The sequence below is a fragment of the Tenacibaculum sp. Cn5-46 genome (genome assembly GCF_022347705.1).
In the GTDB taxonomy this organism is placed as follows: domain Bacteria; phylum Bacteroidota; class Bacteroidia; order Flavobacteriales; family Flavobacteriaceae; genus Polaribacter; species Polaribacter aiptasiae.
In genome coordinates this window covers 326,147-353,078 of sequence record NZ_JAKRGD010000004.1, presented here as the reverse complement: position 1 = coordinate 353,078, position 26,932 = coordinate 326,147, and the positions used below count along the sequence as shown (strand labels likewise).

General features: G+C 29.6%; 27 protein-coding genes. 13 read left to right on the top strand and 14 right to left on the bottom strand.

Annotation, left to right across the window (positions count from 1 at the left end; translation table 11 throughout):
• Window position 1: 1 nt before the first annotated feature.
• The 4 genes from MHN29_RS10550 (at window position 2) to MHN29_RS10535 (ending at window position 4,871) form a co-directional block, all read left to right on the top strand.
• The gene (locus MHN29_RS10550; RefSeq protein WP_235274637.1) at window positions 2-1,609 is read left to right on the top strand and encodes a peptidylprolyl isomerase; all 1,608 of its coding nucleotides are present in this window, start codon (window positions 2-4) and stop codon (window positions 1,607-1,609) included.
• Between the two features lie 3 nt (window positions 1,610-1,612).
• Entirely contained in the window at window positions 1,613-2,470 is an 858-nt protein-coding gene (locus tag MHN29_RS10545) for a hypothetical protein (RefSeq protein ID WP_235274638.1), read from the top strand.
• Window positions 2,433-3,815 (top strand): peptidylprolyl isomerase, encoded by a 1,383-nt coding sequence (locus tag MHN29_RS10540; protein ID WP_235274639.1) that lies wholly within the window; start codon window positions 2,433-2,435, stop codon window positions 3,813-3,815. Before MHN29_RS10545 ends, MHN29_RS10540 begins: the two co-directional genes overlap by 38 nt.
• Window positions 3,816-3,917: 102 nt before the next feature.
• Window positions 3,918-4,871: a MoxR family ATPase gene (locus MHN29_RS10535; RefSeq protein ID WP_235274640.1), complete on the top strand. Its 954-nt coding sequence runs from the start codon at window positions 3,918-3,920 to the stop codon at window positions 4,869-4,871.
• Between the two features lie 63 nt (window positions 4,872-4,934).
• Here MHN29_RS10535 and MHN29_RS10530 read toward each other — a convergent pair whose 3' ends face one another.
• Together MHN29_RS10530 and MHN29_RS10525 are read right to left on the bottom strand one after the other, a co-directional pair.
• Window positions 4,935-5,822: a 3-hydroxyacyl-CoA dehydrogenase family protein gene (locus tag MHN29_RS10530; RefSeq protein ID WP_235274641.1), complete on the bottom strand. Its 888-nt coding sequence runs from the start codon at window positions 5,820-5,822 to the stop codon at window positions 4,935-4,937.
• Window positions 5,823-5,859: 37 nt separating this feature from the next.
• A complete protein-coding gene (locus MHN29_RS10525; RefSeq protein WP_235274642.1) occupies window positions 5,860-6,819 on the bottom strand; it encodes a Gfo/Idh/MocA family protein in 960 nt (319 codons plus the stop codon).
• Between the two features lie 130 nt (window positions 6,820-6,949).
• Between MHN29_RS10525 and MHN29_RS10520 the strand changes: the two genes are divergently transcribed.
• The gene (locus MHN29_RS10520; RefSeq protein WP_235274643.1) at window positions 6,950-7,591 is read left to right on the top strand and encodes a protein-L-isoaspartate(D-aspartate) O-methyltransferase; all 642 of its coding nucleotides are present in this window, start codon (window positions 6,950-6,952) and stop codon (window positions 7,589-7,591) included.
• A 53-nt stretch (window positions 7,592-7,644) separates the two neighbouring features.
• Here MHN29_RS10520 and MHN29_RS10515 read toward each other — a convergent pair whose 3' ends face one another.
• The 9 genes from MHN29_RS10515 to rlmD form a co-directional block, all read right to left on the bottom strand.
• Window positions 7,645-7,806, bottom strand: a complete 162-nt coding sequence (locus MHN29_RS10515) for a hypothetical protein (RefSeq protein ID WP_175578764.1) — start codon at window positions 7,804-7,806, stop codon at window positions 7,645-7,647.
• A gap of 18 nt (window positions 7,807-7,824) precedes the next feature.
• Window positions 7,825-8,685 carry a substrate-binding domain-containing protein gene (locus tag MHN29_RS10510; RefSeq protein WP_235274644.1) on the bottom strand — a complete coding sequence of 287 codons (861 nt, stop codon included), beginning with the start codon at window positions 8,683-8,685 and terminating at the stop codon, window positions 7,825-7,827.
• A complete protein-coding gene (locus MHN29_RS10505) occupies window positions 8,686-9,555 on the bottom strand; it encodes a nucleoside phosphorylase (RefSeq protein WP_235274645.1) in 870 nt (289 codons plus the stop codon).
• On the bottom strand, window positions 9,556-10,500 hold the full coding sequence (locus MHN29_RS10500; RefSeq protein ID WP_235274646.1) for a DUF1835 domain-containing protein: 945 nt from the start codon (window positions 10,498-10,500) through the stop codon (window positions 9,556-9,558).
• A 150-nt stretch (window positions 10,501-10,650) separates the two neighbouring features.
• Window positions 10,651-10,974 carry a translation initiation factor gene (locus MHN29_RS10495; RefSeq protein WP_235274647.1) on the bottom strand — a complete coding sequence of 108 codons (324 nt, stop codon included), beginning with the start codon at window positions 10,972-10,974 and terminating at the stop codon, window positions 10,651-10,653.
• A gap of 4 nt (window positions 10,975-10,978) precedes the next feature.
• On the bottom strand, window positions 10,979-11,926 hold the full coding sequence (locus MHN29_RS10490; protein WP_235274648.1) for an isopenicillin N synthase family oxygenase: 948 nt from the start codon (window positions 11,924-11,926) through the stop codon (window positions 10,979-10,981).
• Window positions 11,927-11,986: 60 nt separating this feature from the next.
• On the bottom strand, window positions 11,987-12,685 hold the full coding sequence (locus tag MHN29_RS10485; protein WP_235274649.1) for a DUF6048 family protein: 699 nt from the start codon (window positions 12,683-12,685) through the stop codon (window positions 11,987-11,989).
• The gene (locus tag MHN29_RS10480; protein ID WP_235274650.1) at window positions 12,666-13,142 is read right to left on the bottom strand and encodes a DUF6452 family protein; all 477 of its coding nucleotides are present in this window, start codon (window positions 13,140-13,142) and stop codon (window positions 12,666-12,668) included. Before MHN29_RS10480 ends, MHN29_RS10485 begins: the two co-directional genes overlap by 20 nt.
• A gap of 6 nt (window positions 13,143-13,148) precedes the next feature.
• Window positions 13,149-14,600 carry a 23S rRNA (uracil(1939)-C(5))-methyltransferase RlmD gene (rlmD, locus tag MHN29_RS10475; RefSeq protein WP_235274651.1) on the bottom strand — a complete coding sequence of 484 codons (1,452 nt, stop codon included), beginning with the start codon at window positions 14,598-14,600 and terminating at the stop codon, window positions 13,149-13,151.
• Window positions 14,601-14,737: 137 nt separating this feature from the next.
• Between rlmD and MHN29_RS10470 the strand changes: the two genes are divergently transcribed.
• The 3 genes from MHN29_RS10470 (at window position 14,738) to rocD (ending at window position 17,056) form a co-directional block, all read left to right on the top strand.
• Window positions 14,738-15,283, top strand: a complete 546-nt coding sequence (locus tag MHN29_RS10470; RefSeq protein WP_235274652.1) for an RNA polymerase sigma factor — start codon at window positions 14,738-14,740, stop codon at window positions 15,281-15,283.
• A 4-nt stretch (window positions 15,284-15,287) separates the two neighbouring features.
• Window positions 15,288-15,671: a DUF6768 family protein gene (locus tag MHN29_RS10465; protein ID WP_150901169.1), complete on the top strand. Its 384-nt coding sequence runs from the start codon at window positions 15,288-15,290 to the stop codon at window positions 15,669-15,671.
• A 140-nt stretch (window positions 15,672-15,811) separates the two neighbouring features.
• Window positions 15,812-17,056 (top strand): ornithine--oxo-acid transaminase, encoded by a 1,245-nt coding sequence (gene rocD, locus MHN29_RS10460; protein WP_235274653.1) that lies wholly within the window; start codon window positions 15,812-15,814, stop codon window positions 17,054-17,056.
• 71 nt (window positions 17,057-17,127) lie between these two features.
• On the opposite strand, the gene MHN29_RS10455 is transcribed toward rocD, so the two are convergent.
• The 3 genes from MHN29_RS10455 to MHN29_RS10445 form a co-directional block, all read right to left on the bottom strand.
• Window positions 17,128-18,057 carry a hypothetical protein gene (locus tag MHN29_RS10455; protein ID WP_235274654.1) on the bottom strand — a complete coding sequence of 310 codons (930 nt, stop codon included), beginning with the start codon at window positions 18,055-18,057 and terminating at the stop codon, window positions 17,128-17,130.
• A 73-nt stretch (window positions 18,058-18,130) separates the two neighbouring features.
• Window positions 18,131-21,103 carry an ATP-binding protein gene (locus MHN29_RS10450; RefSeq protein ID WP_235274655.1) on the bottom strand — a complete coding sequence of 991 codons (2,973 nt, stop codon included), beginning with the start codon at window positions 21,101-21,103 and terminating at the stop codon, window positions 18,131-18,133.
• A 173-nt stretch (window positions 21,104-21,276) separates the two neighbouring features.
• On the bottom strand, window positions 21,277-21,993 hold the full coding sequence (locus tag MHN29_RS10445; protein ID WP_235274656.1) for an RDD family protein: 717 nt from the start codon (window positions 21,991-21,993) through the stop codon (window positions 21,277-21,279).
• Window positions 21,994-22,112: 119 nt separating this feature from the next.
• Between MHN29_RS10445 and MHN29_RS10440 the strand changes: the two genes are divergently transcribed.
• From MHN29_RS10440 to MHN29_RS10420, 5 genes are read left to right on the top strand one after another with little or no spacing between them, the layout of a single operon-like run.
• Complete coding sequence (locus tag MHN29_RS10440) at window positions 22,113-23,078, top strand: stage II sporulation protein M (protein ID WP_235274657.1); 966 nt, start codon at window positions 22,113-22,115, stop codon at window positions 23,076-23,078.
• Complete coding sequence (locus tag MHN29_RS10435) at window positions 23,071-23,955, top strand: hypothetical protein (protein ID WP_235274658.1); 885 nt, start codon at window positions 23,071-23,073, stop codon at window positions 23,953-23,955. The genes MHN29_RS10440 and MHN29_RS10435 overlap by 8 nt, the downstream gene beginning before the upstream one ends.
• Before the next feature lie 37 nt (window positions 23,956-23,992).
• Window positions 23,993-24,691, top strand: a complete 699-nt coding sequence (locus tag MHN29_RS10430) for a DUF4129 domain-containing protein (RefSeq protein WP_235274659.1) — start codon at window positions 23,993-23,995, stop codon at window positions 24,689-24,691.
• A 4-nt stretch (window positions 24,692-24,695) separates the two neighbouring features.
• The gene (locus tag MHN29_RS10425; RefSeq protein WP_235274660.1) at window positions 24,696-25,919 is read left to right on the top strand and encodes a DUF4350 domain-containing protein; all 1,224 of its coding nucleotides are present in this window, start codon (window positions 24,696-24,698) and stop codon (window positions 25,917-25,919) included.
• Window positions 25,920-25,930: 11 nt separating this feature from the next.
• Complete coding sequence (locus MHN29_RS10420) at window positions 25,931-26,932, top strand: MoxR family ATPase (RefSeq protein ID WP_235274661.1); 1,002 nt, start codon at window positions 25,931-25,933, stop codon at window positions 26,930-26,932.

Sequence of the window (26,932 nt, the reverse complement as noted above, 5' to 3'; positions counted from 1 at the left end):
GATGAAAAAACAGTTTTTATATTTTTTTGTATGTTTTGTAAGTTCAATGTCTTTTGCTCAAAAAGATAAAGAGCTATTTAGAATAAATAATGAACCAGTTATGGTTTCGGAATTTAAACAAGTGTATGAGAAAAATTTAGCTGTTTTAGAAGATGATGCATCTAAAGATATTGATAACTACCTTGAACTGTATATAAATTATAAATTAAAAGTAAAAGAAGCTTATAAATTAAAATTAGATACTTTAAAGACTTATAAAAGAGAGCTAGAAGGTTATAAAAACCAATTAATTGCTCCTTATTTACAGGATAATGATTATTTAAAGAAATTAATAAAAGAAGCTTACAATAGAACTCAGAATGAGGTAAGAGCTAGTCATATTTTAATTAAGTATCCTAAAAAGATGGAAGAAAAGGATTCGTTGGTTCTTTACAAAAAGATATCAGAGATAAGAGATAGAATTTTGTCTGGCGAATCTTTTGAAAAAGTAGCTAAGGAAGTATCTGAAGATCCTTCTGCCAAAATTAATGGAGGAGATTTAGGGTATTTTAAAGCTTTTACTATGGTATATCCTTTTGAAGAAGCTGCATACAAAACAAAAGTGGGAGAAATTTCTAAACCATTTAAAACTAGATTCGGATATCATATTCTAAAAACTACAGGAAAGAGAGAGTCTAAAGGAGAATTTGAAGTTGCTCATATTTTGATAAAAGCTTCTGAAGGAGACAAGGAGAAAATTAACTCAATTTATAAAAAGTTAAAATCAGGAGCATCTTTTGAGAAGTTAGCTCAAGAATATTCAGAAGATAAAGGAACAGCAACTTTAGGAGGAAAATTACCAAAGTTCGGCACAGGAAAGATGGTAGAGAATTTTGAAGAAGCAGTTAGAAAATTAAATGAAGAAGGAAGTTATAGTAAACCATTCAAAACTAGATATGGATGGCATATTGTAAAATTATTGAGAAAGTATCCAGTTGGTTCATTTGAAGAGATTAAAAGTGAATTGACCAGAAAAATGAAAAAATCTAATAGAGCAGGTTTATCAAAACAAGCTGTATTAAATAAGCTAAAAAGAGAGTATAAAATAAAAGAAAATCAAAATGCTTTAAAAGTTTTTGTTAATACTAATACTCATGTGTTAGAAACTCAAGATTTAAAAGAGGTTTTATTTACAATAAATAAGGATAAAAAGATTTTACAAAAAGATTTTATGAACTTTATAGGTCATAGACATAGTCATAATGTAAATGATTTGTATGAAAAATTTAAAGAAGCCGAAATTATAACCTATTTTAAAGATGATTTAGTTCATAGAGAACCAAAATACAGAAGTGTATTATTAGAGTATAAAGAAGGATTGCTATTGTTTGACTTAATGCAAAAAAAGATTTGGAATAGAGCATCAAAAGATACTTTAGAGTTGAAAAAGATGTATGAGTTAAATAAGACAAAATATAAGAACAAAAAATTTGAAGAAGTAAGAGGTCATATTATGAATGACTATCAAAAAAAGTTAGAAAAAGAATGGGTGAAAAATCTAAGAGAAAACAATAAAATTAAAGTAAAAGAAAGAGAGTTAAAGAAGTTAAAAAAAATATTTAATCAATAAAAAATGAAGAGGGGATTCTTTTTTATAGCATTACTACTTATAGTTTCTTGTGATTTAATTAGTATTAAAAGAGAGAAGTTTAGGGAAGACAAGCCTATTGCGACCGTATACAATAAAAATTTATACAAAAAAGATATAGAAGGTTTATTACCAAAAGGAATAACAGCTAAAGATAGTTTGGTTATTGTAAAAGGGCTAATAAATTCATGGGCAAAGCAGCAATTGTTATTAGCTAAAGCAGAAGAAAATATATCTGAAGTTAATAGTGAGAAAATAGAAAGCTTAGTAAACGATTACAAAAAAAGTCTATACATCAACGGTTATAAAGAACGTTTGATAAAACAACAATTAGATACCATTGTAACAGAAGAAGAAATAGATTCATACTATCAGAAAAATAAAGAAAATTTTAAATTAAATGAAGAATTATTGCAGTTTGAGTATATTCATTTTGGAAAAGATTTTTTAGATAAGGATGAAACAATAAAAAAGTTTAAGTCCAATAAAGAAGAAGATAAAGAAGACTTGGAAAGTTATTTATTGAACTTTAAATCTTACCGATTGCAAGACTCAACTTGGGTTACAATTGATTATCTAAAGAAAAGTATTGCTCCTTTTCAGACAGAAACTAAGGGAAATTTGTTAAAAATATCCAAATTCATACAAAAAGAAGATAGTTTAGGAGTATATTTGGTCGCTGTAAAAAATATGTTACCAAGAAATGCTACGGCCCCTTTAACGTTTGTTAGTTCAAGGATTAAGCAAATTATTTTACACAAAAGAAAATTAGAATTAATAAGAGAGATAGAAAAAACGCTGATAAATGATGCAATTCAAAACAAAAACTTTAAAGAATACTAGTATTTTATTCACCTTTTTTTTAGCTAGTTTAGGAGTTGTAAATGCTCAACAAGCTAAAAAAATCGATGGAGTAGCTGTAGTAATAGGTAAAAATATTGTTTTAGATTCTGATATAGATAAATTCAAACAAGAAGTTGAAGCAAGAAGTGAAGGGAAAGTGAAAATTTCCGATTGCGAAATGTTAGAAGAGTTAATGCAGCAAAAATTATTAGCGCATCATGCAGTAATTGATAGTGTTGTAGTTTCGCAGGCCGATATTGATTCAAGAGTTAAAAGAAGTATAGCGTTTTTTACCAACCAATATGGAAGTGAAGAAAAGGCATATAAAGCTTATGGATTTAATGATTTAGAAGACTTTAAAAAAGAATTAGGTAGAGTCCAAAAAGAAAATGCATTAATAGAGAAAGAGCAACAAAAAATAACTGAAAAAGTAGATGTAACTCCTGAAGAAGTTCGTGTTTATTTTAAAGGTTTAAAAGATAAAAATGAGTTACCTGAAATACCAGCTGAAGTAGAAATAGCTCAATTAGTATTAAAAGCCGAACCTACAAAAGAGGAAAACGAACGTATAATAAAGAAGCTTAATGAAATTAAAAAGCAAGTAGAAGGAGGAGCAAGCTTTAAATTGAAAGCAATTATAAATTCTGACGACCCTACAGCAGGTCAAAATGGTGGTAACATGGGAGTTATTACTAAGGAAACAAATTTCGTTAAAGAATTTAAAGAAGTTGCTTTTTCTTTAGAAGAAGGAGAAATTTCTGAGCCATTTAAATCACCGTTTGGATATCATATAATTTTGCTTAATAAAATAAAAGGAAAAGGAAGAGATGTTTCTCATATTTTATTACAGCCAGAAATAGCTGATGAAAAGCTAAATGAAACGAAGAAAGAAATAGAAAAAATTAAAGCAGATTTAAAAGAAGGAAAAATTACTTTTGAAGAAGCTGTTAAAAAATATTCTGAGGATGAAGATACAAAGAGTAATGGAGGTTTAATAATTAATCCATATACAAACGAAAGTACATTTGAATTAACAAGAATGCCACCAGATTTATTTGGAAGAATTAGTGAGCTTAAAAAAGGAGATCTTTCAGATATATTTTATGACGAAACACGTGAAGGTGAAAAGATGTACAAGCTAATCTTTTTGAAAAATAAAACTGAAACACATCAAGCTGATCTTGTAAAAGATTATGTAAGAATGCAACAGTTTGCTTTAGCAAAAAAGAAAGAAGAAGAAATCATTAAATGGTCTAAAGATAAAATTCAAGAAACCTATATAAAGTTAGGTAACGATTATAAATCATGTACCTTTAAAAAAGATTGGAAAAAAGGAAATAAATAAAAAAAAAATAATTTAATTATACTTATATTGTCATTCCCGCGAAAGCGGGAATCTTATTTTATAAAAATTCGTAAAAAATATTGTATTAAAAAAAGATAATTTATGTCTGATGTAACTGCGGTAAACAATTTAGTTCAAAAATATTCTCAATTGCAACAAGAAATAGGAAAAGTAATAATCGGACAACAAGAAGCTGTTGATTATACTTTATTATCTATTTTATGTGGTGGACATTCTCTTTTAGTAGGAGTTCCAGGTTTAGCAAAAACATTATTAGTTAATACAATTTCTAATGTTTTAGGCTTGCAATTTAGCCGTATACAGTTTACTCCAGATTTAATGCCTTCTGATATTTTAGGAAGTGAAATATTAGATGAGAATCGAAATTTTAAGTTTATTAAAGGACCAATATTTTCTAATATCATATTGGCAGATGAGATTAACCGTACACCTCCTAAAACACAAGCTGCTTTATTAGAGGCAATGCAAGAGAAATCTGTAACAGTAGCAGGGCATCAATATAAATTAGATTTACCTTTTTTTGTATTAGCAACTCAAAATCCAATTGAACAAGAAGGAACATATCCTTTGCCAGAAGCGCAATTAGATAGGTTTATGTTTTCTATTAATTTAGAATATCCTTCATTTGAGGAAGAGGTTCAAGTGGTAAAAAATACTACTTCAATTATTAATCAGAACGTACAATCAATTTTTTCAGCTCAAGAAATTATAGAGGTACAAAAATTAATAAGAAAAATTCCAGTAGCAGATAATGTTATAGAATATGCAGTAGGTTTAGTAGGTAAAACAAGACCTAAGTCTGATAGAGCTACTAGTTTTGTGAAAAAATACATTGATTGGGGAGCTGGACCAAGAGCTTCGCAAAACTTAATATTAGCAGCTAAAGCGCATGCGGCTGTTAAAGGAAAATACTCGCCAGATATTGAAGATGTTCAAGCGGTAGCTATCCCTATTTTATCGCATAGGGTTGTTAAAAATTATAAAGCGGAAGCTGAAGGAATTACTATAAAAGAAATTATAGGCTCGTTATTTTAAAGTAAAAAAGGAAGTTTCAAATCAGAAACTTCCTTTTTTATTATTGTTAAGCTTATAAAGCGATTAAGAGAACATTTTAGCCACTTTTTCAGCTTTTCTACTTTCACTATAATCGTAAAAACCTTCACCAGATTTAACACCTAATTTACCAGCCATAACCATATTAACTAATAATGGACATGGAGCATACTTAGGATTTTTAAATCCATCATACATTACATTTAAAATAGATAAACAAACATCTAAACCAATAAAATCAGCTAATTGTAAAGGTCCCATTGGATGTGCCATACCTAATTTCATTACAGTGTCAATTTCAGCAACACCAGCAACTCCATTATATAATGTCTCTATAGATTCATTAATCATAGGCATTAAGATACGATTTGCAACAAAACCAGGGTAGTCGTTAACCTCTACAGGAACTTTGTTTATTTTCTTCGTTAAATCAACTGTAAAGTCCATTACTTTGTCAGAAGTGTTGTATCCTCTAATAATTTCAACTAACTTCATAATTGGCACTGGATTCATAAAGTGCATTCCAATTACTTTCTCAGGTCTTTTAGTTGCTGCAGCAATTTGAGTTATTGAAATAGAAGAAGTATTTGTTGCTAGAATTGTTTCTTCTGGACAAACTTCATCTAAATCTTTAAAAATCTTTAATTTTAAGTCAACATTTTCTGTGGCAGCTTCTACTACTAAGCTAGCTTGTTGTACACCTTCTTTTATAGAGGTAAAAGTGGTAATATTATTTAAAGTATTGTCTTTATCTTCAGAACTAATTTTTTCTTTAGCTACCATTCTGTCTAAGTTCTTAGTAATGGTTGCAATTCCTCTATCTAAAGCATCTTGTGATATATCAATAAGTTGAACGTTATATCCAAATTGAGCAAATGTATGAGCGATTCCATTTCCCATAGTTCCAGCTCCAATTACTGCGATATTTTCCATGTTGTATGTATAGTTTTATTTTTTATTTAAAGTTTGATTAGAAACAATCAATAATCATTTGTGCAACTCTTAAAGCTTCTGTCCCTTGAGTTAAAGAAACAACAGGAGTTGTGTCAGTATTAATTGCATTAGCAAAAGATTCTAACTCATCTAGAATAGCATTGTTAGGTGTTACTTCTGGATTGTCAAAATAAATTTGCTTTTTTACACCTTCAGCATTTTGTAAAATCATAGCAAATTCATCTGGATTTTCAGGAACATCTTTCATTTTTACTACTTCCGATTTTTTCTCTAAGAAATCTACAGAGATGTAAGCATCTTTCTGGAAAAAACGACTTTTACGCATGTTTTTCATTGAAATTCTGCTAGATGTTAAGTTGGCAACACATCCATTCTCAAATTCAATACGAGCGTTGGCAATATCAGGAGTTTCAGAAATAACAGAAACACCGCTAGCATGAACATTTTTTACTTTCGATTTTACTACTGATAAAATAATATCAATATCATGAATCATTAAATCTAATACAACAGGAACATCAGTTCCTCTAGGGTTAAATTCAGCTAATCTATGAGTTTCAATAAACATTGGAGTGTCAATAATGTCTTTTACTGCTGTAAAAGCTGGGTTGAATCTTTCCACATGTCCTACCTGACCTCTCACGTGGTTTTGACTAGCAAGTGTTCTAATACCTTCAGCTTCTTGCAAAGTATTAGTAATAGGTTTTTCAATAAAGATGTGTTTTCCTTTTTCTATGGCTTGTTTAGCACAATCAAAATGAGATAAGGTTGGTGTAACAATATCAACTACATCAACGGCATCTATAAGTTCTTCTACAGAGTTAAATAATTTGTAACCAAACTCTTTAGCTACTTTTTGTGCATTTTCGGTAAAAGGATCATAAAATCCTACTAATTCATATTTTTCTGATTGTTGTAACAAACGCAAGTGTATTTTACCTAAATGTCCTGCGCCTAAAACTCCGGCTTTTAGCATAAGTGAAAGATTATTAGTTATTTGAATGTTTATATAAAAAGAAATGATTTATACAAAAAATCAACGCTAACAAAGATACACTTTTGTAGAGATTTATTACTACTTTTAGCCCGTCGAAATTTTACTATTTGTGAGAGATACTACCAAACATCAAGGGCTTAGAAATCAATTAGCAAAGGTTTTAGAAGCTAAAGGGATATATGATATAAAAGTGTTAAATGCTGTACGAAAAATTCCAAGACACTTATTTATTGATAGTAGTTTTGAATCACATGCTTACCAAGACAAGGCATTTCCTATTGCAGCTGATCAAACAATTTCACATCCTTTTACTGTTGCATTTCAATCGCAAGTATTAGAAGTTAAACCAGGAGAAAAAGTTTTAGAAATCGGTACTGGTTCTGGTTATCAAACAGCTGTTTTGTTAGAGTTAAACGCTGAGGTGTACTCAATAGAGCGTCAGCATGAATTATTTAAAAAAACATCGATGTTTTTACCTAAGTTAGGGTATAGACCTAAGCGTTTTATTTTTGGTGATGGTTACAAAGGTTTACCAGAAGAGGCTCCGTTTGATAAAATTATAGTAACAGCAGGTGCTCCATATGTGCCAAAAGCTTTATTAGGACAGTTAAAAATAGGAGGAAGGTTATTAATTCCAGTTGGAGATAAAGAGCAAGTTATGACTCTATTTCTTCGAAAATCACCTAAGGAATTTGAAAAACATGAATTGGGAGACTTTAAATTTGTTCCAATGTTAAAAAAGAAGAACTAAAAAATCCGCCTAAAAAAGCGGATTTATTGAATTTGAATAAAAGAAACATCAACTTATTCAGCTATCTCAGTAGCATCAGCTACTATGATTTCTTGTTGATGTTGGTTTTGTTTGGTTTGATTAGTTTTTGCTAAACCGCATGGGCTGGTGCTTCCGCAAGAAGAAAAACCTACTAAACTAACTACACAAATTGCAATAAATACTATTTTTTTCATTTTTTGGGTTTTAAAAAATCAAATATACATATTTCTGATTAACTCACCAGAATCTTTCTTCTCATCAATAACGTTAAACTCAACCATTTTATTTTGTATGCTGGTAATTAAATTTTCAGTTACTGGTTCTCCATCATTCCATTCTGTAATAGATAGCCATTCTTGAATATCATTTAATTTTTGTTCGTATCTGATAGACAGTGTCTTATCAATATTCTCAATTTCTTTGAAGTCAGTAGTACAATTATTAATTATATCTAAAACTTTTTTTACTTCATCAAAATTATTTTCTAAAATTTCACTACGAACTGCTACCACAAAACAAGGCCAAGGTGTAGGGCAATCTCCTAAACGCCTAAAAGTATTGTTGTCAACCAAAGGTTTAGTGGTGAAATGTTCCCACATAAAATAGTCAGCTTCACCATTAGTTAAAGCATCAATTCCTCCTTGTAAATTACCAACAACTTTGAATTTTAGTTTTTCAACATCCCAGCCATTATTATGTGCGTTTACAATAGCCATTAAATGAGACCCAGAGCCAAAACGGCTAATAGCTACAGTTGCATGTTCTAAATCTTCAATTTTCTTAAAAGAAGATTTAGCACCAACGTGTATCCCCCAAATTAAAGGGCTTTTTACGAAGGTTTGTGTAATTTTTGAAGGGTTACCATTGATAATATCTTTGATAATTCCTTCAGTAAGTACAATTGCAATGTCAATTTCTCCTGAACGTAATGCTTTGCACATAGCACCAGTACCTCCAGGAAAGTCTTGCCAACGTAAATTGATGTTGTTGTTGGTGTATTCTTTATTTTTTAAGGTAATGTACCAAGGGTAGTTGAAATGCTCTGGTACACCACCTACTTTTAAATTTAGCATCTATTCAACTAATTTGTCTAAGGTATATTGAATTAAATCAGCAACAACTTTACCAGGGTTTTCGCTAAATGTTCCATTAGCTCTATTAGCAATTAAAGCATTCATTGAGGCTGCATTATGACCTAGTAATTTTGATAAACCATAAATCGCAGAAGTTTCCATTTCTAAATTTGTAATTCTATTACCATTGTGGTTAAAACTATCAATTTTAGCATTTAATTGAGCGTCTTGTAGTCCTAAACGTAAAACACGTCCTTGAGGTCCATAGAAACCGCCTGCAGTAGCTGTAATACCTTTATGTACTTTATCTGAAAGTAATTTTTCTTCTAATGCTTTTCCGTTCGCTACTACTAAAGGATACGATTTTTTAGAACTCCAATCTGTATGTTTAATAAAAGCTTGTTCTAATTCTGGATTAGCAATTTTTCCTACTTGATAAGACTGTAACATACCGTTTAAATCCAATCCATGTGAGCTTAATAAAAAGCTATTTACTGGAATGTCGGCTTGTAAAGAACCAGAAGTACCAATTCTTGTAATATTTAACTGTGTGTGAGTTTCTTTTACTTGACGTGTTTCCAAATCAATGTTAACTAAAGCATCAAGTTCGTTTAAAACTATATCAATATTATCAGGGCCAATTCCTGTAGAAATTACAGTTAATCTTTTTCCTTTATAAGTTCCTGTAGTAGTTTTAAATTCTCTTTTTTGAGTTGTAAATTCAATAGAGTCAAAATGTTGTGTTACTTTATCAACGCGATATTGATCTCCAACGAAAATAATATCGGTAGCTATATGCTCAGGTCTTAAATTTAGATGATAAATACTGCCATCAGGATTTAAGATGAGTTCAGAATGTTGTATGTTCATTTATGATGTAATTTTTAACAGCTTGTTTGTAGAGTTTACATATAAATAGCTGTATTTTTTTGCGCCTCCAAGATACGAAAAATCGGAACGCATTTTTGCATAATAGTTCGTTTGATTATGCAGTACTTTTTTACCTATTTTATTTAATTTAACAGGGTTAAATGAAGAAAATAAGCTTTTTAATTGATTTGTTTTGTTAACATATTGAATATCACCATATCCATAAACCTCTTGATTTGATAAAAGGTGACCAATAAACTTATTTTTTGTTTCAAATTTATTGTTGTTTGCGGTTTTTAAAATATTGTTTTCAATATGGTTTAACCCATTTTCTATAGATGGAAAACGAAGTAAATGTGCTTTTATAGCTTCTTCTAAATATACAAATGGTGATTTAGGGTTTAATTTTGAAGCATTTTCAAGTTGCAAAGGACTGTCTGAGCAATAAAGCTGCCATATGTAATCAGCATACTCAATATCGTCTTGGGTAAGTGTTATCCTGTTTTTAAAATGTTCTTTTAATTGAGTAGGAGATAGTTCACCTAGACCTAACATTTTTTTACTGTTTGCTACTTTACCACTGCAAACTAACGAGATTTTTTGATTTTTTCTATAACGTTTAAGCCAACTAATAACTGCCAGCATATTTATTTGACAAAATAAATCGTATTCAAACCAAAGAACAATTTCGTCTTGTTTTTTTTGATTACAAAGGTTTCTATACTCTTTTAAAGTGTAATCAATAAATTTTCTTTTTGTAACTTTATATGACGATTTTAAAAAATCAAAACGAGTTTTCCAAAAGTTTTCACTTCCTACATCAACAGATGTTTTTCCTTCGCACAACATTTCTCTCCATGTAATAATATCTCCTTTAAAATTTAAGTTTTTTAACTGTAGAGTTGTAGTGTCTCCGTTGGTAATGTGTAATAATGAGGATGTCATAATATTGAGGAATTCTTTTTTGATTTCTTCTATTGGTATATAATAAACGTTAATTTTTCTACGTTATTATTAATTACCTATATTTTAACACTTTAAAAGTTTTTTTAAGGAAAAGTGCCAAGAAATATTATTCTTGACACTTTGATAATATTAGCCTCCAACGCGTTTTACTTTAAAGCCTTTGTCTTTCAATATTTCCATTATTTGATCACGGTAATCACCTTGAATAATAATGGTATCGTCTTTAAAGCTGCCACCAACACTAAGTTTGGTTTTAATCTCTTTGGCAAGCTTTTTAAAATCTTGAGTAGCACCATTGTACCCGTCTAAAATAGTAACAGGTTTCCCTTTGCGTTTTTCATATTTGCAAAGAATAGGATCATCTTGAAGCCAAATATCAGATTTTTCTTCAATTGGTTTTTCTTCAAATTGATGATCTGGAAATAAGTTTTTTAATTGATCTTGTAAATCCATTAAATTACTTTTTCAATCCTAATTCACGTAAACGCTCATCTAAGAATTCACCAGCTGTAATATCCTCGAATTGCTTTGGGTTATTGTCGTCAATACAGTTTTCTAAAACGTCTAATTTCATATCAGAAACTGGGTGCATAAAAAATGGAATAGAGTAACGAGAAGTTCCCCATAATTCTTTAGGAGGGTTTGTTACTCTGTGTATAGTTGATTTTAATCTATTGTTACTGTGACGAGATAACATATCACCAACGTTGATCATTAATTCATCTGGTTGAGCAATTGCATCATGCCAAACTCCATCATGATCTTGTACTTGTAATCCTTTTCCTTGAGCTCCCATTAACAAAGTAATTAGGTTAATGTCTCCATGAGCAGCAGCTCTTACAGCCCCTTTTGGTTCAGTTTCAATTGGAGGGTAGTGGATTGGACGTAAAATACTATTTCCGTTTTTGATATATTGATCAAAGTAAGTTTCTTCTAATCCTAAGTGTAATGCTAATGAACGTAAAACATATTTAGCTGTTTTTTCTAACATTTGATATGTTTGCTTTCCTATTCTATTGAACTCTGGAAGCTCTTCAACTTCTACATTAGCTGGATATTCTTTTGCATATTTAGAATCAGCATCTACGTACTGACCAAAATGCCAAAACTCTTTTAAATCTCCTTCTTTTTTCCCTTTTGCAGACTCTTTTCCGAAAGAAACATATCCTCTTTGTCCTCCAATTCCTGGTATCTCATATTTCTCTTTTACTTCAGTAGGTAATTCGAAAAAGTTTTTAATTTCTTTATATAGATTGTCTACTAGTTCATCATCTAAAAAATGACCTTTTAATGCAACAAAACCAATAGTTTCATAAGCATTACCTATTTCGTTTATAAATTTTTGTTTTCTGCTTTCATCGCCCGATAAAAAGTCAGCTAAATTTACGCTTGGGACTTTACTCATTGTTAATAACTTTTATAAAAATGACTGTAAAGGTATTAAAAACAAGGGAAACATCTAAAATTACTTATTAACAAAAGGTATTAGGTATGATATTGTATAGTTAAATCCAAAACCAGTACTACTTTCAAAAACTCTATTGAATCCTGGAGCGTATAGTGTTTTAAAGTTTGTTTGGTCGTCTACACTAATCATTATTTTATAAGAAAAGCTTGCACTTACAAAAAGATTTTTTAAAGTTTCAACTTTTATTCCTAATTGAAATTCAGTCCAGTGAGCGGTTAGTCCTGTGTCTGTTACCGGAGTTGTAATAGTATTTGAAGGAAAATAACTATTACCAACATTTGGTCTATAACTATTTAAAGTTTGATCAAAAAGAGCAAATCCATAACGCATCCCAACATAAATTTCATTATTCATGTCTAACCAGTTTTGATAAGCATTATAATTAGCTCCTAATCTAATATAACTTCCTTTAGAAGTTGAATTAGTAAAATCTTCAAAAGTTGTTTCTTTTTCATATCCTAATTCTGTAGCTACATACCATTTTTTAGAAACACGGTAATCACCAACAATTTCTAATCCACTGTAACTTTTATCAAATATAGAAAGTCCGGGTTTGCTAATATCAACACCTAAACGAAGTCCATAACCTGTTTTATAAACTATTGTGTCTTTTGGGGTTTCAGAGTTCTTTGCTTTTTGAGCGTATCCTTGTAAAAAACTAATTGTGAGACAAAGACTAATGATATACTTGTACATGGGCTTTTGCTTGATTGTCAATATTAGTGATTAATGAAGTAGATAAGTTATCAATCCAACCTGTGTGTGTTAAATTAACATCTTTATAAATAACTCTGAATCCACATGAACGAGAAACATAAACGTCTTCTTTATCATATTTTACTGTTAATGTAGCTATTTGATTATTAGCTATAGTATTATCAATATTATTCATTTTAAGAGTAAAAACAGTTTCTGTGTCCAATGAATTTAAAGGAATGGCGATACTATCAGTTGTTTGATTGGTAAATAAACTATCTGTTTTTCCTTGTGCTATAATTGATAAGCGTTCTACTATTTTTGTTTGACTATTATCGTCTTTATCATAAAAACGTAAAACTAAATTTGGAGTTACTGGATTTTGTACACAAAAATCATCTCTCTCACAAGAAAGTAATCCTGCCATTAAGACAAAAAATAAAATATACTTTTTCATTAAAAATTATTTTTCAAATAATACTACTGTTTCAATATGCGCTGTATGCGGAAATTGATCTACCAAGCTAATCTTTTTTAATTGATAGCCATTTTTCATTAACTCTTCTGTATCTCTAGCTTGAGTTGCTGGGTTACAAGATACATAAACCATTCTATCTGCATTTAGATTTATGATTTTTTTAAGTGTTTTTGGAGCAATACCAGCACGTGCAGGATCTAAGATAATAGTTCTTATTTTGTTTTTAAACTGTGGATGTTCATTTAAAAATTTACCAACATCGGCTGCATAAAACTCTAAACCTTTTATATTATTTCTTTCAGCGTTTTTCTTAGCATCTTCAATAGCTGAGGCTACAATGTCTACACCTACAATTTTGGTGTTATTGGCTTTTGAAGCAATTATTTGACCTATAGTTCCAGTTCCACAAAACAAATCCATAACAACAGTATTGTCTACTGCATCTTTGTTTTCTAACGCATAATCAACAACTTTGGTATATAATTTCTCTGCAGATTTTGGATTGGTTTGAAAAAAGCTTTTCATACTTATTTCAAAATTTAGACCTAATAATTCTTCTACAATTTTATCTTTTCCTGTAACAAGACTAATACTTCCAGAAGTAGCAATAGTTCTATCACCAATTTCATCATTAATAGTATGTAACAATCCTGCTAAACGATCTCCAAAAATGTCTTTTAATAAATTAGCAAAAGCTTGTAAGTCAAATTTAGGTAAATCATGAGAAGTTGTTACTAAGTTAAATAATAATTCATTTGTTTTATAAGACTTTCTAACAACAAAATATCTGAAGAACCCTTCTTTTTTTGGTCCGTGCCAAGGAGCTAAACCAGTTTTTTCACAGTATTCTCTAATTACTTTTAAGTTGTCTTCAACTTGAGCATCAAATAATCCAGAGTCTTTATCTAAATTATCTCCCATCCACCAAACACCACGGCGTTTAAAGCCAAGTGTAAAAAAGTCATCATCTTTTTTGTTTATTCTGTCGTAACCAATAGCTGAAAATCCATATTCCATTTTGTTTCGATAATGAAATACATTAGGAGAAGTAACGAATTCGTCAAATAAATCCTCTATATTTTCAACTTTACCAATTCGTTTAAACAAAGAAAGCGTACTTTCTTTTTTGTATTGATGTTGAAGATCAATAGGTAACTGAATATATGGAGCACCTGGTATATCTTGATATGGAACTTCTATTTCGTCTTCTGAATGTTTTATAACTTCTACTAGTTTACATTCAGCATATTTCTTTTTTGATTTAACTACACGAGCTTTTACCAACTGTCCTGGTAAAGTGTTGGGAACAAAAACAACAAAAACTCCTTCTTCTGAGCGAATTCTTCCAATTCCTTTTCCTCCAAAGGCATAATCTTCAATTAAAATCTCTATTGTTTCGTTTCTTTTAACAAACTTATTTCGTTCTCTACGTGGCATTGTAAACTATAATTTATGGTTTGCAAAATTAGGAAAAGATATGGTTTCAAATACTTTTAACTCAAACTTAAATTTCTATTTTTAAAAAGAAAATTGAACCTTTTAACTTTTCATACGTCTATGAGATGTAATTGATAATGAAAAAATTGAATAATATTACTGATAAAGATTTGATTTTAGCCTATAAAGAAGGAAATCAAAAAGCGCTTACAGCCTTAGTGAAAAAATGGCATGTTCAATTTTGTAAGCTTGCTTTTTGGTATGTAAAAGACCGAGATATAGCTAAAGATATAGCTCAAGAAAGTTGGCAAGTAATTATAAGAAAGTTGGAAGAGCTTGAAAATCCCAATCGGTTTAAAAGTTGGGCAATTAGTATTGTAAATAGAAAGGCGATTGATTGGTTAAGAGCAGATAAAAGAGTATTAGATAAGTACCAAAAATATTACAATGAACATAGAAAAGAAGTTTTTTCTATTGAAGTTAGTGAAGAAGAAAAATTGAAAAGCAGTTTGCTAAAAGCAATTCAGAAATTATCTATAGAACAACAGATGGTTGTTAAGTTGTTTTATACTGAATCGTATTCACTTAAAGAAATAAGTAAACTTTTAGATATATCGGTTGGAACAGCAAAATCAAGGTTGTTTCATGCAAGAGAAAAATTAAAGAAAATAATAAAAACATAAAATTATGGAGAAATCAGAAGATATTGACAAATTGATAAAAGAAACCTTAACAGAAGAGGAGGCAAGATTTTATGAGGAATTAGATGAACAGAATGTTTTTCAAATGATTGGTGGATTATTCCAAGGAAAGAATAAATGGATCATGGTTTTAATGAATATCATGACTTTAGTTTTCTTTGGACTTTTTATTTACTGTATTGTTCAGTTTTTTAATTCGGAAGCAACTAAAGATTTAATAAAATGGGGTGTAGGAACTATGATTTTCTTATTAGGAGTAAGTATGTTAAAAATATTTGCTTGGATGCAAATGGATAAAAATGCATTATTAAGAGAGATTAAGAGATTGGAGTTGCAGGTTTCTTCATTGGCTGGAAAAATATCGGAATAAGATTTTAAATGCCCTGAATATTTAGTAAATTGCAGAACTTTTTAGGGATGATTTCTTTCCCACGCTGAATTTTCGAAACTTCTTCGAAAGGATAAAGGTAGATAAGGAATGGTTATTTTATAAATTTAAAATTATTAAAAATGGCTGTTTTAGACCAATTAACTTCGCAACAAGCGATCGATTTAGAAAACAAACACGGAGCACATAACTATCACCCATTACCAGTGGTTTTAAGTAAAGGTGAAGGAGTGTATGTATGGGATGTTGAAGGTAAGAAGTATTATGACTTTTTATCTGCTTATTCTGCAGTAAACCAAGGACATTGTCATCCAAAAATTGTTGGTGCAATGGTAAATCAAGCGCAAACATTAACATTAACTTCTCGTGCATTTTACAATGACATGTTAGGAAGGTATGAAAAATTTGCAACTGAACTTTTTGGTTTTGACAAATTATTACCAATGAATACTGGTGCTGAAGCGGTTGAAACTGCTTTAAAATTATGTAGAAAATGGGCTTATGAAGTAAAAGGAATTGATGAAAATGATGCACAAATTGTAGTTTGTGAAAATAATTTCCACGGACGTACTACTACGATTATTTCGTTTTCTAATGATCCTGTTGCTCGTAAGAACTTCGGACCTTATACAAATGGGTTTATTAAGATAGAATATAATAACTTAAAAGCTTTAGAAGAAGCTTTAGAAAGTGATAAAAACATAGCTGGTTTCTTAGTTGAACCTATTCAAGGAGAAGCTGGAGTATATGTGCCATCTGAAGGATATTTAGCAGCAGCTAAGGCATTATGTGAAAAGCATAATGTATTATTTATAGCTGATGAAGTTCAAACAGGTATTGCACGTACAGGAAAAATGTTAGCGGTAGATCATGAAAATGTAAAACCAGATATTTTAATCTTAGGTAAAGCATTAAGTGGTGGAGCTTATCCAGTTTCTGGAGTATTAGCAAATGATAACATTATGAATGTTATTAAACCAGGTAACCACGGTTCTACTTTTGGAGGAAATCCAGTTGCAGCAGCAGTTGCTATAGCTGCTTTAGAAGTTGTTAAAGAAGAAAGTTTAGCTGAAAATGCTGAGCGTTTAGGTAAGATTTTTAGAGAAGAAATAGGAGCATTTACTGAAGAAACAGATTTAGTAAATTCAGTAAGAGGTAAAGGATTGTTAAATGCGATTTTAATTAACGATACTGAGGAAAGCTCAACAGCTTGGGATATTTGTATTAAATTACGTGATAATGGTTTATTAGCTAAGCCAACTCACGGAAATATTATCCGTTTTGCACCACCATTGGTAATGAATGAGGAGCAATTACGTGATTGTATTTCTATTATAAAGAAAACAATTTCTGAGTTTAAGAAATAATAAACTTTTAGAGGTGATAAAAAAAAGCAGTATTGAAATTTCAATACTGCTTTTTTTATGAGGTTTTTCCTTTATTTATTTTCTAATATCTTTTTTACTAATTCTTTCAGTTCTTTAATTTCTTTAGTTTGAGCTTCTAATGTTTTGATTTTTTCTCTTTGAATTTTTAATTGTTTTTCTTGAGCAATGGTGTATAGTGTTAGTTCTTCTATTTTTTGAAGTAGTTTAGCGTCCATTTCAGCTAAAAAGAAACCATTGTTTTTAACATCTTTAGCGCTAGGAATATCTTTTAAATGTCCTTTTTCTTTTATGTGATTTTCAACTTCAAAAAGCGTTGGTAAATTATAATTATTTTCAAAAACAAAGTCAGCCCAGTTAGGAGCTGCTAAAACTTTTATCTCTCTAGCGCCAATAGAACCTTCTACAGCTAATTTATGAGGACCTGTAGTTAATGTTCCTATACCTACTTTATCCATAATGTTAACTTGAGATTTGTAGGTTACATAGTCTCTTGTTTCATTATTAGCAATTACAGTTGGTGCAGTAATGGTAATTAATGATTCGTCAAAATCTACTCTGGAAAGACCTGTAATGTTAATAGTTAATCCATTACCTGTAGATACTAAATGGTAAATAGGAATTTTTAAATGATTATTAGTGTCTAAAAAAGCTTCTCCTAATTTCCATTGATAAGATATTAAACCAAAAGAAGAAGGTACTTCACTTGTAGATCTGTATAATAAATTCCCAGGGTTTTTACCTATTTCATATCTTTTGGTGTATTTTCCAACATTATTTTGATAACTCCAACCTCCAGTTATCGTAACTTCTACATATCCCCAAAATTTAATGTCTCCAAAATCAATATAAGAAACTTGGTTTGCTACATCATGAGTAAAATATGGGCTGTTTTTTGTGATGTTAAATTGACGACCTTGGGCGAAGGAAGTTGAAATAAATCCTATGGCAGCTAGGATAGCAATTTTAATTTTTACTTTCATAGTAGTTTAATATTTAGGTGCAAAAAGTAGCAACTTTTAAGCAATTAATTTTATTCAAATATATTAAATACATTTAACTTACCATTTCATGCACATGTAAATGCTTTTTTAATACTCCCGAAGGTGTGTTTTTTGTTTCGTCAAAAATTCGAGTGTCACCAAATAATATAAAACTTTCTTTAGCTCTTGAAACAGCAACATTTAACATGTTAGGCTTATTATCTTTTTCAAAGAACATGGTTCCTTCATCTTCATTAGAGTATACAGAACTGAATAATATAATATTACGTTCAGCTCCTTGTAATGCGTGCACTGTTCCTAGTTTAATATCGTTAACTTTATAACCAGCTTCACTTAAAGCTTTGGAAAGTTCTCCTTTTTGACTTGCGAAAGGAGTAATGATTCCTAATTGCTTTTCAATAGTATCTACACCATAAGCTTTTTGGATAGTTTCCTTGTTTTGTTGTAACCAAGTTATAATAGCGTTTACTTCTTTTATGTTACGACGGCTATTGTATTTACGCTCACTAACTCCTTCAACATGATAAGCAACCATAGGAGGGAAGGCTTGAGTATCTTTTGTTTTTCCTTTCATAGGTTTTAAGATACCATTGTAAGCTAATTCGTTACAGAAATCAATAATTTCATCGTTACATCTTCTGTGTTCTAATAAAACTAATCCTTGCTCTTTTTCTTCCTTTAAAGGAGTTTCATATTCACAAGCATTTTGAGCCATTCTCATAATACTTCCACTTGATGCTAAAAATCCAATATCACTTAAATAATTAGTGTCGTTTTTATTTTCAAGCATATTTAGGCTAGTTAAGTTTCCTACATCAATTCTTTCAGGAATAGACCATATAGGTTCAATTTGCTTTAAGTCGCCAACAACAAAGGCTTTTTTAGCTAAAGAAAACATAGGGATACTAACTTCAGGAGTTACCTGTCCAGCTTCATCAATAATTAATAAGTCTAAAAAGTTATATAACGGCAGGTATTCAAAAACAGGTTTTCCGTATTCGTTTTCTCCTTGAAATTGACTAAATAAGAAATGTGTTGGAGCCATATAAAAAGTAGCCACAAAACAAGGTGTTAGCATAGCTCTACGTTTCCATTTTGCTTGAATAGCTAATTCTCCAGTACCTCTTTCTGTATCGTTTTCTATAGCATCTTGAGTTTCTAATAGCCAACGAGCTTCCCAATAATGGGTTGCTAAAAGAAAAGCTTTATGACGTAAATTAACGTCTAATTCATCGTAATAAAAACGATTGCTTTTATCAGTAGAATTTAGCTTCTCATATTCATTATCCCACATCAGTGTTTCATTAGTAGAAGGAAAGCCTTGAATATTGTTTTCGTATTTCCAATTCTTTAGTTTTAGGTGTGATTGAAGAATTAAGTTAAAGTTGTTAATACTTTCTTTTAAAAATGAAACAGTTCTATTTTGATTGTTGAATGTAAATTCATCCATTTTAAAGATACAGTCTTCAGTATTTGAAGAGCTACCAATACTAAAATACTGCTGTACTTTAGTTTTGAAATCCATGTCTTTCGATGCATTTTTTAAATTGGTTATAATGGTTCTCCATTCTTGAATTTTCCCAATTTTAAAATCATCTTTATCTATAAAATCACTTTCATTTAAAAGGATACTGTTTATACTTTCTATAGAATTGATATAGTTTTCAGAAAATTCAACTCCATCAATTAGAATGTCTTCTATAGCTATAATTTCATCTTGTAAATGATTACAAGCATCTTCAAGAGAATTTGAAGATACATCAAAGTAATTACAGTAATTAGTTAGGAAATAGTAAGCTGCTTCTTGTATATAATCTTCATTTTCTAAATTACATAAAGTACCTTCATGTTTGAAAAGATTTCCTTTTAAGAAATTAATTCCTTTTAAAGTTTTTTCACTTTTAGAATTAGAAGGTAGGTAGGTAGCATATCCATTAAAATCTGGAATCCAGCGTTCAGATAAACCTTCCATAGTACTTTTTGAATTGATAAAACTATCAATAATGTTAGTTACTGCTTGGTTATTGTTAGAACAAGCCACAATAACAGGCGCATCTTCACCTCTAATGGCAGCTTTTACAAATTCCGTAGCAACTAAACTTTGTAGTAATGTAGTCTTACCAGTTCCAGGAGGTCCGTTTACTGCTGTAACAGCATTTTCTTCAGCTACTAAATATGAAAGTAATGTTTTACGCTGACTAATAGATAAAGGGAATTCATTAGACATTTGACCTAAATGTAAATGATTGTAACTTAAAAACTCTTTATCTGTAATCGCTTGTCTTCTTTCTCTTACATAAGGACTAATTATTTTTGAAAGAGCTGGAAGTTCTTCTTCATCTTTTAATAAGTTTTCATAAAGAAAAAGAATACTTTTAGCAGTGGCAATTTTAGAACTTACAGCAAAGTAAGTAAGTTGATGTACAGTATTATATCCTTCTGTTTTATAACTGTATAAATTATGATTTGTAACATCTAAAAAAACCTCATTGATATAATCCCAATATTCATCCCATGCAACTGGTTCATCTTCATATTCAGGTTCTGGTTCTTCAATATTTTTAGCATCTAAAATGGTGTCTATTGATGAAAAAATAAAATCATTTTTTACATCAGCCATTGGAGTTAAATAGTTACGAACAATTAAAGGGAATATCTCTTTTGGAGCAGATAATTGTCCAGATCTATTTGCAACCACTGTTATCCAAAAAGGATGTATGGTTCTATTTTTATATTTTGGATTTTCTGTTTGATATGTTAAATGAAAAGGAGCTATAAGTATTTTAGTTTCTTCTACTTGATGCCACTTTGGATTGTCTTTTTTGGTAACTCCTCTTAATCTGTTAATTCTTCTTTCTTCAACATCTAACAATTCATTTACTTGTTTTGAATTGATTAGAGCATTACTCAAATCAGATGAGTTTTGATGAAAAAGATTTTTAATTTTAGCAATATCTATTGCTAAGTTTTCACTATCAAATAAACTGTTTTTATAGTATTGTAACCAGTTTTTTTCGTTTGCCATGCTTATTTCTTATCGGTCAGAAATTTGTGTTTTTTTGGATAAGGGGAGGGCGAAAATAAAAGATTAAAATTGTTAAATCTGCTTTTTTAAAAGCTTTTTATTAACGAAAAAACGGGAGTCTTTTTAGTCGTTTAATTTCCAGTGAAATAAATTAAAAGAATTTATTCTGTAATTTATTGTTGCGCGTAATAATGATAATCTTTAATAACAGTATTAATAAAGTCCATTGGTTTTTGCTCAGTATGAATACCTGTTAATTCAGTTATTTTTTGATGTAATTTTAGAATTACCTTATGGTTTCTTTTTCTTCTAGCATCATTAAATACATTTTTAATAGTATGTATGTCGCTATCTTTTAATAAAGTAACTTGTGTGTATGTAGGAGTATAATTATTATCAATATCACTAGCAATAGTGTCTTTTAAACTAATCCTTTTCTTTTCAGAAATTACTGTAGTTGCAGCAGCTAAATCACCCAAGCGTTGTCCCTTCCCATTTAAAAGAATAGTTAAAACAGCGACAGAACCACTAGCCAAGGTAAAATCGATAACACGTAATAACCAACGTATTAAATAACTTCCAAATGTAGGTTTAGAACCATCTAATTTTACCACACGAATTTGATTAAAATATTTACCAGGTGTTTGTCCGTTCATTAAAACTTCAAAAATTAAACTATAAAAAAAGACAGGTAAACTAATAAGTGCCCATAAACTCATGTATTCCATACTTGGAGCTATGTCTAACATCCCCATAATAAGTATGATAATTATATAATAACCAATTATAAATAAAGCATCAATTAAGTACGAACCTATTCTAGTGGTTATGTGAGCAACATTTTGATTTATAGAAATATTTTGTGCAGTTTCTATTTGAAAATTATCCATTGATTAGTTTTTCAATTTTTTTTATTGTTGTTTCTTTAACTTTTTTTAGCTTAGCGAAGATAAAAAGATTCTATGATTAAAGAAATTGCACAAAAGAAAACTACTATTTTTCTTAAAAAATGAGAGAAGCTGCTTTTGTAAATAAGAACAAAGAAAAATGGCAACTTTTTGAAGATGTTTTATACAACAAAGCAGTTGTGTCCCCTGATAAATTATCTGATTTATATGTTGAATTGACTGACGATTTAAGCTACGCTAAAACCTTTTATCCCAAAGGAAATACTGTAGTGTACTTGAATTCGATTGCTTCAGTGGCACATCAAAAAATATATAAAACCAAGAAGGAGAGTAAGAACAGACTCTTTAGTTTTTTTAAAACTGAATTTCCATTAATGTTTTATAAGCATCAAAAGCAACTATTGATTGCTTTTGTAGTATTTGCTTTTTTTACTCTGTGTGGAGCTTTTTCATCAGCAAACGATATTGATTTTGTACGACTTATTTTAGGTGATAACTATGTAAATATGACGTTAGAAAACATAGAAAAAGGAGATCCTATGGCGGTTTACAAAAAAGCAAATGAATTAGATATGTTTATAGGTATTACAGTAAACAACATACGAGTAGCAATGTCTGCTTTTGTTTTAGGAATGCTATTTTCTGTAGGAACTTTATATATAATGATGCAAAACGGAATTATGTTAGGCTCATTTTTATATTTCTTTTACGATAAAGGTTTGTTATGGGAATCTTCAAGAACCATTTGGATTCATGGAACCATAGAAATATCAGTAATTGTAATAGCAGGTTGTGCAGGTTTAGTTTTGGGTAACGGATTGTTATTTCCTAAAACATATTCTCGATTAGAATCTTTTAAAAGAAGTATGAAAGATGGGCTAAAGATTATGGTAAGTACCATCCCTTTCTTCATCATAGCAGGTTTTTTAGAAGGTTTTGTAACCAGACATACCGAAATGCCAGATTGGTTAGCAGTTTTGATAATCCTATCATCTTTGGCAATCATTATATTTTATTACATAATCTATCCAATACAAGTACATAAAAATCAATTAACAAATGACTAAAGAATATATAGAATTTAAAAAAGAAAGAGATTTAGGAAGTATAATTACTGATGCTTTTAAATTCATAAGGTTAGAAGGAAAGCCTTTTTTTAAAACAATAATGAAAGTATCTATTATTCCTATATTATTAGCAATTGCATCTTTAATTTTTTACATGTATTCTGCTTCGAGTATGTTTTCAGGTTTAGATTTAGAAACACATTCTAATCCTACCCCTAACTTAGGCTTTGCAGGGGGAATGTTTTTATCAGCTATACTAATGTCTATTTTTTACTTAATAGCATTGGTTTATGTTAATTTGGCTGGTATGTATTATATAAAATCTTATATAGACAATGAAGGAGTTGTAAAAGAAGATTATATTAAAGAGGAAATTAAATCGAAATTTTGGTCTTTTACAGGAATGCTTTTTTTAATGGGAATAATCTTTGTAGTTAGTGCTATGCTATGTTTTTTTCCGATTTTTTATACCATACCTGTTTTGTCTTTAACTGCTTCTATATTTGTATATGAAAATGTTTCTGCGACAGATGCAGTTGGAAAAAGCTTTAACTTTATAAATGGTCATTTTTGGGAAACATTAGGAGTTGTAATTGTTGTTGGATTATTAGTTATGGTTTTAGGTTATATATTCCAAATACCAGCTGCAATATATCAATTGATACAAATGGGAATAGGGATTAGAGATCAAGATCCAACTCAGATTTTTAATATTTTTATGGACCCTATCTTTTTAATTTTAACAATTGTAGCTTATATAGGTAGATTCTTTTTTTATTCTATAACATTAATAACAAACGTATTTATATACTTTGATATTAATGAGCAAAAAAACTTAACAGGAACAATTGAAAAAATAGATGGTTTAGGTCAATAATATTTTGAAACAGTTTCTTTTTTACATAACGTTTTTATTGTTTTCTATTTGTGTTTTTTCACAAGAAGAAAAAAAGCAAATTCAGTTTGATGATTCTAAAATCGAGCAAAAGAAATTTGATGCTGAAAAAATAGAAGAGTATAAAAAACAAAAGGAGTTTATATATGTTGTTCAAGAAAGTGAACCGACAGTTTTTGACAAATTTTGGGATTGGTTAAAAAGGATTGTAAAAAATATATTGTCTTATTTCTTTGAAGATATTACTCCAGCTGTAGGTTTTTTATGGGATGTTTTAAGAGCCTTACCATATATAATTGCTGGATTAGTATTGTTTTTTATTATAAAGTTCTTTCTAAAAGTAAAAGCGAGAAGTATTATAGAAGGTAAAAACGTAAAGTCTATTGTAAATCTTTCAGAAGATGAAGAGTTGATAAGAGATAAGGATTTACCAAGTTTAATTCAAAAAGCAATTAATGAAGGAAATTATCAACTAGCAGTACGTTATTATTACTTATTGTTGTTGAAAAACCTATCGGAAAAAGAATTGATTTCTTGGCAACAAGAAAAAACAAACGAAGATTATATAAAAGAGTTATCGTTAAACAAAAGTTTATACTCAGAGTTTAAAAAACTAACTTATTTATATGATTATGTTTGGTATGGAGACTTTTTAATAGACAAAGAAAAGTTTTTACAAGCCGAAACAAACTTTAAAAGTGTGATTGCTAAAATTTAAGGAATTGGATAAAAAACTAAAAATATATATTGGTTTATTGATATTTATAATACTTGGTATTATTTATATCGAATCAGTAAAACCAAAAGAAATAAATTGGTTTCCAAGTTATGCTGCAAATCACAAGATACCTTATGGAACATATATTTTACACGAAGAGTTACCATCTCTTTTTTCAGAAAAGAAAGTAAAAGATGTATATCAAAACCCGTATCTGTTTTTAAAAGATTCTACACGTAAAGGAACTTATTTGTTTATAGATAATGCTCTTAATTTTGGAGATGATGAGTTTGAAGAATTATTAGATTTTGTCGAACGAGGAAATAATGTTTTTATAGCAACAAACGGTATTTATATAGATACTTTAAATGTAAGAACAAAGCAATTAAGTACATCTGCATTTGAAGAAAAGGCATACCAAAAAATGAGTAATCCACAATTTGGAGACAAAGAGTATTATTTTGATAGAGACTTTCCGAAACGATACTTTTCAGAAATTGATACATTAAATACAACCATTTTAGGAGAGATAATTATTAAAGATGGGGATGGTGTAGTTGAAAGTACTGAAGCTAATTATATTAGAACAAAGTATGGAAAAGGATATTTTTATTTGCATACTTTTCCCCAAGCATTTACTAATTATAGCATGTTGCTAGAAGATAATTATGAATATGTAGGAAATGTATTGTCGTATTTAAATAAAAATAATTCAGGTGTTGACGATGGAAAAAGTTATAATAACAATATAATTTTATGGGATACATATTACAAAGCGGGAAAGAGTAGAATAGCTTCACCAATGCATTATGTATTAAGTTCAAAACATTTAAAATGGGCTTATTATGTGGCTTTAATAGGTGTATTGTTTTTTATTGTTTTTAAAGGGAAAAGAAAACAGCGATTTATTCCAGTAATTACACCTTTAAAGAATCAAACCTTAGCTTTTACAAGAACAATAGCTAATATGTATTATGAAAAATCAGATCATAAAAATATAGCATCACATAAAATAAATTACTTTTTAGAGTATATAAGAACTACTTATCGATTGTCAACATTAAAAATAGATGAAGCTTTCTATGAGAAACTATCAAGTAGGAGTGGAAATTCATATGAAGATATAGTTAATTTGTTTAAAAAGATAGATGCAATAGCGTCAAAAGAACATATAAAAGAAGAAGAATTAATAGCGTTAAATAAAGCTATAGAAGCGTTTAAAGAATAAAAAAGAATAGGATGAGTGTAGAGAATCCAACAACCGAATCAAATGAATTGTTTTCAAATAGAATAGATTTATCTAAACTAAAGGAGGCAGTAGTAAAAATAAAAGAAGAGCTAGCTAAAGTTATAGTTGGACAAGAAGATTTTATAGAGTTATTATTAGTTTCATTGTTAGCAGATGGACATGTTTTAATAGAAGGTGTACCAGGAGTAGCAAAAACAGTAACAGCTAAGTTGTTAGCAAAAACAATTGCTACAGATTTTAGTAGAATTCAATTTACACCAGATTTAATGCCTTCTGATGTATTAGGAACTTCTGTTTTGAATATGAAAACTTCTGATTTTGAATTTAAAAAAGGACCTATATTTTCTAACATTGTTTTAATTGATGAGATAAATAGAGCACCAGCAAAAACGCAAGCTGCTTTATTTGAAGTGATGGAAGAGAAACAAATTACCATGGACGGAACTCGTTATGAAATGAAACCACCGTTTATGGTATTGGCAACACAAAATCCTATAGAACAAGAAGGAACATATGCATTACCAGAAGCTCAATTAGATCGTTTTTTGTTTAAGATAAATGTAGGCTATCCAAATTTAGAAGAGGAGATTAAAATTTTAACAGCTCATAATGAACGTAAAGGAGCATTGCCTCAAACAAAAGTGTCAACTGTTTTAACGGAGACAGAACTGTTAGAGTATAGAAGTAAAGTATTTGATGTTTTAGTAGAAGAGAAAATTATAAAATATATCGCCGAATTAATTTCAAATACGCGTAATAATTCGCATTTATATTTAGGAGGTTCACCAAGAGCAAGTATTGCAGTATTAATGGCAGCAAAAGCGTTTGCAGCAATTAACGGACGTGATTTTGTAATTCCAGAAGATGTAAAGAAAAGTATCTATCCAGTATTACGCCACAGAATAATGTTAACTCCAGAAAGAGAAATGGAAGGAATGACTGCAGATAAAGTCATAGAAATAATTGTACAATCAGTAGAAGTACCAAGATAG

What these genes read in the sequence shown, in the direction of transcription:
- MHN29_RS10550 (WP_235274637.1), top strand. Translation starts at nt 2, where the DNA reads ATGAAAAAACAGTTTTTATATTTTTTTGTATGTTTTGTAAGTTCAATG.
- MHN29_RS10545 (WP_235274638.1), top strand. Translation starts at nt 1,613, where the DNA reads ATGAAGAGGGGATTCTTTTTTATAGCATTACTACTTATAGTTTCTTGT.
- MHN29_RS10540 (WP_235274639.1), top strand. Translation starts at nt 2,433, where the DNA reads ATGATGCAATTCAAAACAAAAACTTTAAAGAATACTAGTATTTTATTC.
- MHN29_RS10535 (WP_235274640.1), top strand. Translation starts at nt 3,918, where the DNA reads ATGTCTGATGTAACTGCGGTAAACAATTTAGTTCAAAAATATTCTCAA.
- MHN29_RS10530 (WP_235274641.1), bottom strand. Translation starts at nt 5,822, where the DNA reads ATGGAAAATATCGCAGTAATTGGAGCTGGAACTATGGGAAATGGAATC.
- MHN29_RS10525 (WP_235274642.1), bottom strand. Translation starts at nt 6,819, where the DNA reads ATGCTAAAAGCCGGAGTTTTAGGCGCAGGACATTTAGGTAAAATACAC.
- MHN29_RS10515 (WP_175578764.1), bottom strand. Translation starts at nt 7,806, where the DNA reads ATGAAAAAAATAGTATTTATTGCAATTTGTGTAGTTAGTTTAGTAGGT.
- MHN29_RS10510 (WP_235274644.1), bottom strand. Translation starts at nt 8,685, where the DNA reads ATGCTAAATTTAAAAGTAGGTGGTGTACCAGAGCATTTCAACTACCCT.
- MHN29_RS10505 (WP_235274645.1), bottom strand. Translation starts at nt 9,555, where the DNA reads ATGAACATACAACATTCTGAACTCATCTTAAATCCTGATGGCAGTATT.
- MHN29_RS10500 (WP_235274646.1), bottom strand. Translation starts at nt 10,500, where the DNA reads ATGACATCCTCATTATTACACATTACCAACGGAGACACTACAACTCTA.
- MHN29_RS10495 (WP_235274647.1), bottom strand. Translation starts at nt 10,974, where the DNA reads ATGGATTTACAAGATCAATTAAAAAACTTATTTCCAGATCATCAATTT.
- MHN29_RS10490 (WP_235274648.1), bottom strand. Translation starts at nt 11,926, where the DNA reads ATGAGTAAAGTCCCAAGCGTAAATTTAGCTGACTTTTTATCGGGCGAT.
- MHN29_RS10485 (WP_235274649.1), bottom strand. Translation starts at nt 12,685, where the DNA reads ATGTACAAGTATATCATTAGTCTTTGTCTCACAATTAGTTTTTTACAA.
- MHN29_RS10480 (WP_235274650.1), bottom strand. Translation starts at nt 13,142, where the DNA reads ATGAAAAAGTATATTTTATTTTTTGTCTTAATGGCAGGATTACTTTCT.
- rlmD (WP_235274651.1), bottom strand. Translation starts at nt 14,600, where the DNA reads ATGCCACGTAGAGAACGAAATAAGTTTGTTAAAAGAAACGAAACAATA.
- MHN29_RS10470 (WP_235274652.1), top strand. Translation starts at nt 14,738, where the DNA reads ATGAAAAAATTGAATAATATTACTGATAAAGATTTGATTTTAGCCTAT.
- MHN29_RS10465 (WP_150901169.1), top strand. Translation starts at nt 15,288, where the DNA reads ATGGAGAAATCAGAAGATATTGACAAATTGATAAAAGAAACCTTAACA.
- rocD (WP_235274653.1), top strand. Translation starts at nt 15,812, where the DNA reads ATGGCTGTTTTAGACCAATTAACTTCGCAACAAGCGATCGATTTAGAA.
- MHN29_RS10455 (WP_235274654.1), bottom strand. Translation starts at nt 18,057, where the DNA reads ATGAAAGTAAAAATTAAAATTGCTATCCTAGCTGCCATAGGATTTATT.
- MHN29_RS10450 (WP_235274655.1), bottom strand. Translation starts at nt 21,103, where the DNA reads ATGGCAAACGAAAAAAACTGGTTACAATACTATAAAAACAGTTTATTT.
- MHN29_RS10445 (WP_235274656.1), bottom strand. Translation starts at nt 21,993, where the DNA reads ATGGATAATTTTCAAATAGAAACTGCACAAAATATTTCTATAAATCAA.
- MHN29_RS10440 (WP_235274657.1), top strand. Translation starts at nt 22,113, where the DNA reads ATGAGAGAAGCTGCTTTTGTAAATAAGAACAAAGAAAAATGGCAACTT.
- MHN29_RS10435 (WP_235274658.1), top strand. Translation starts at nt 23,071, where the DNA reads ATGACTAAAGAATATATAGAATTTAAAAAAGAAAGAGATTTAGGAAGT.
- MHN29_RS10420 (WP_235274661.1), top strand. Translation starts at nt 25,931, where the DNA reads ATGAGTGTAGAGAATCCAACAACCGAATCAAATGAATTGTTTTCAAAT.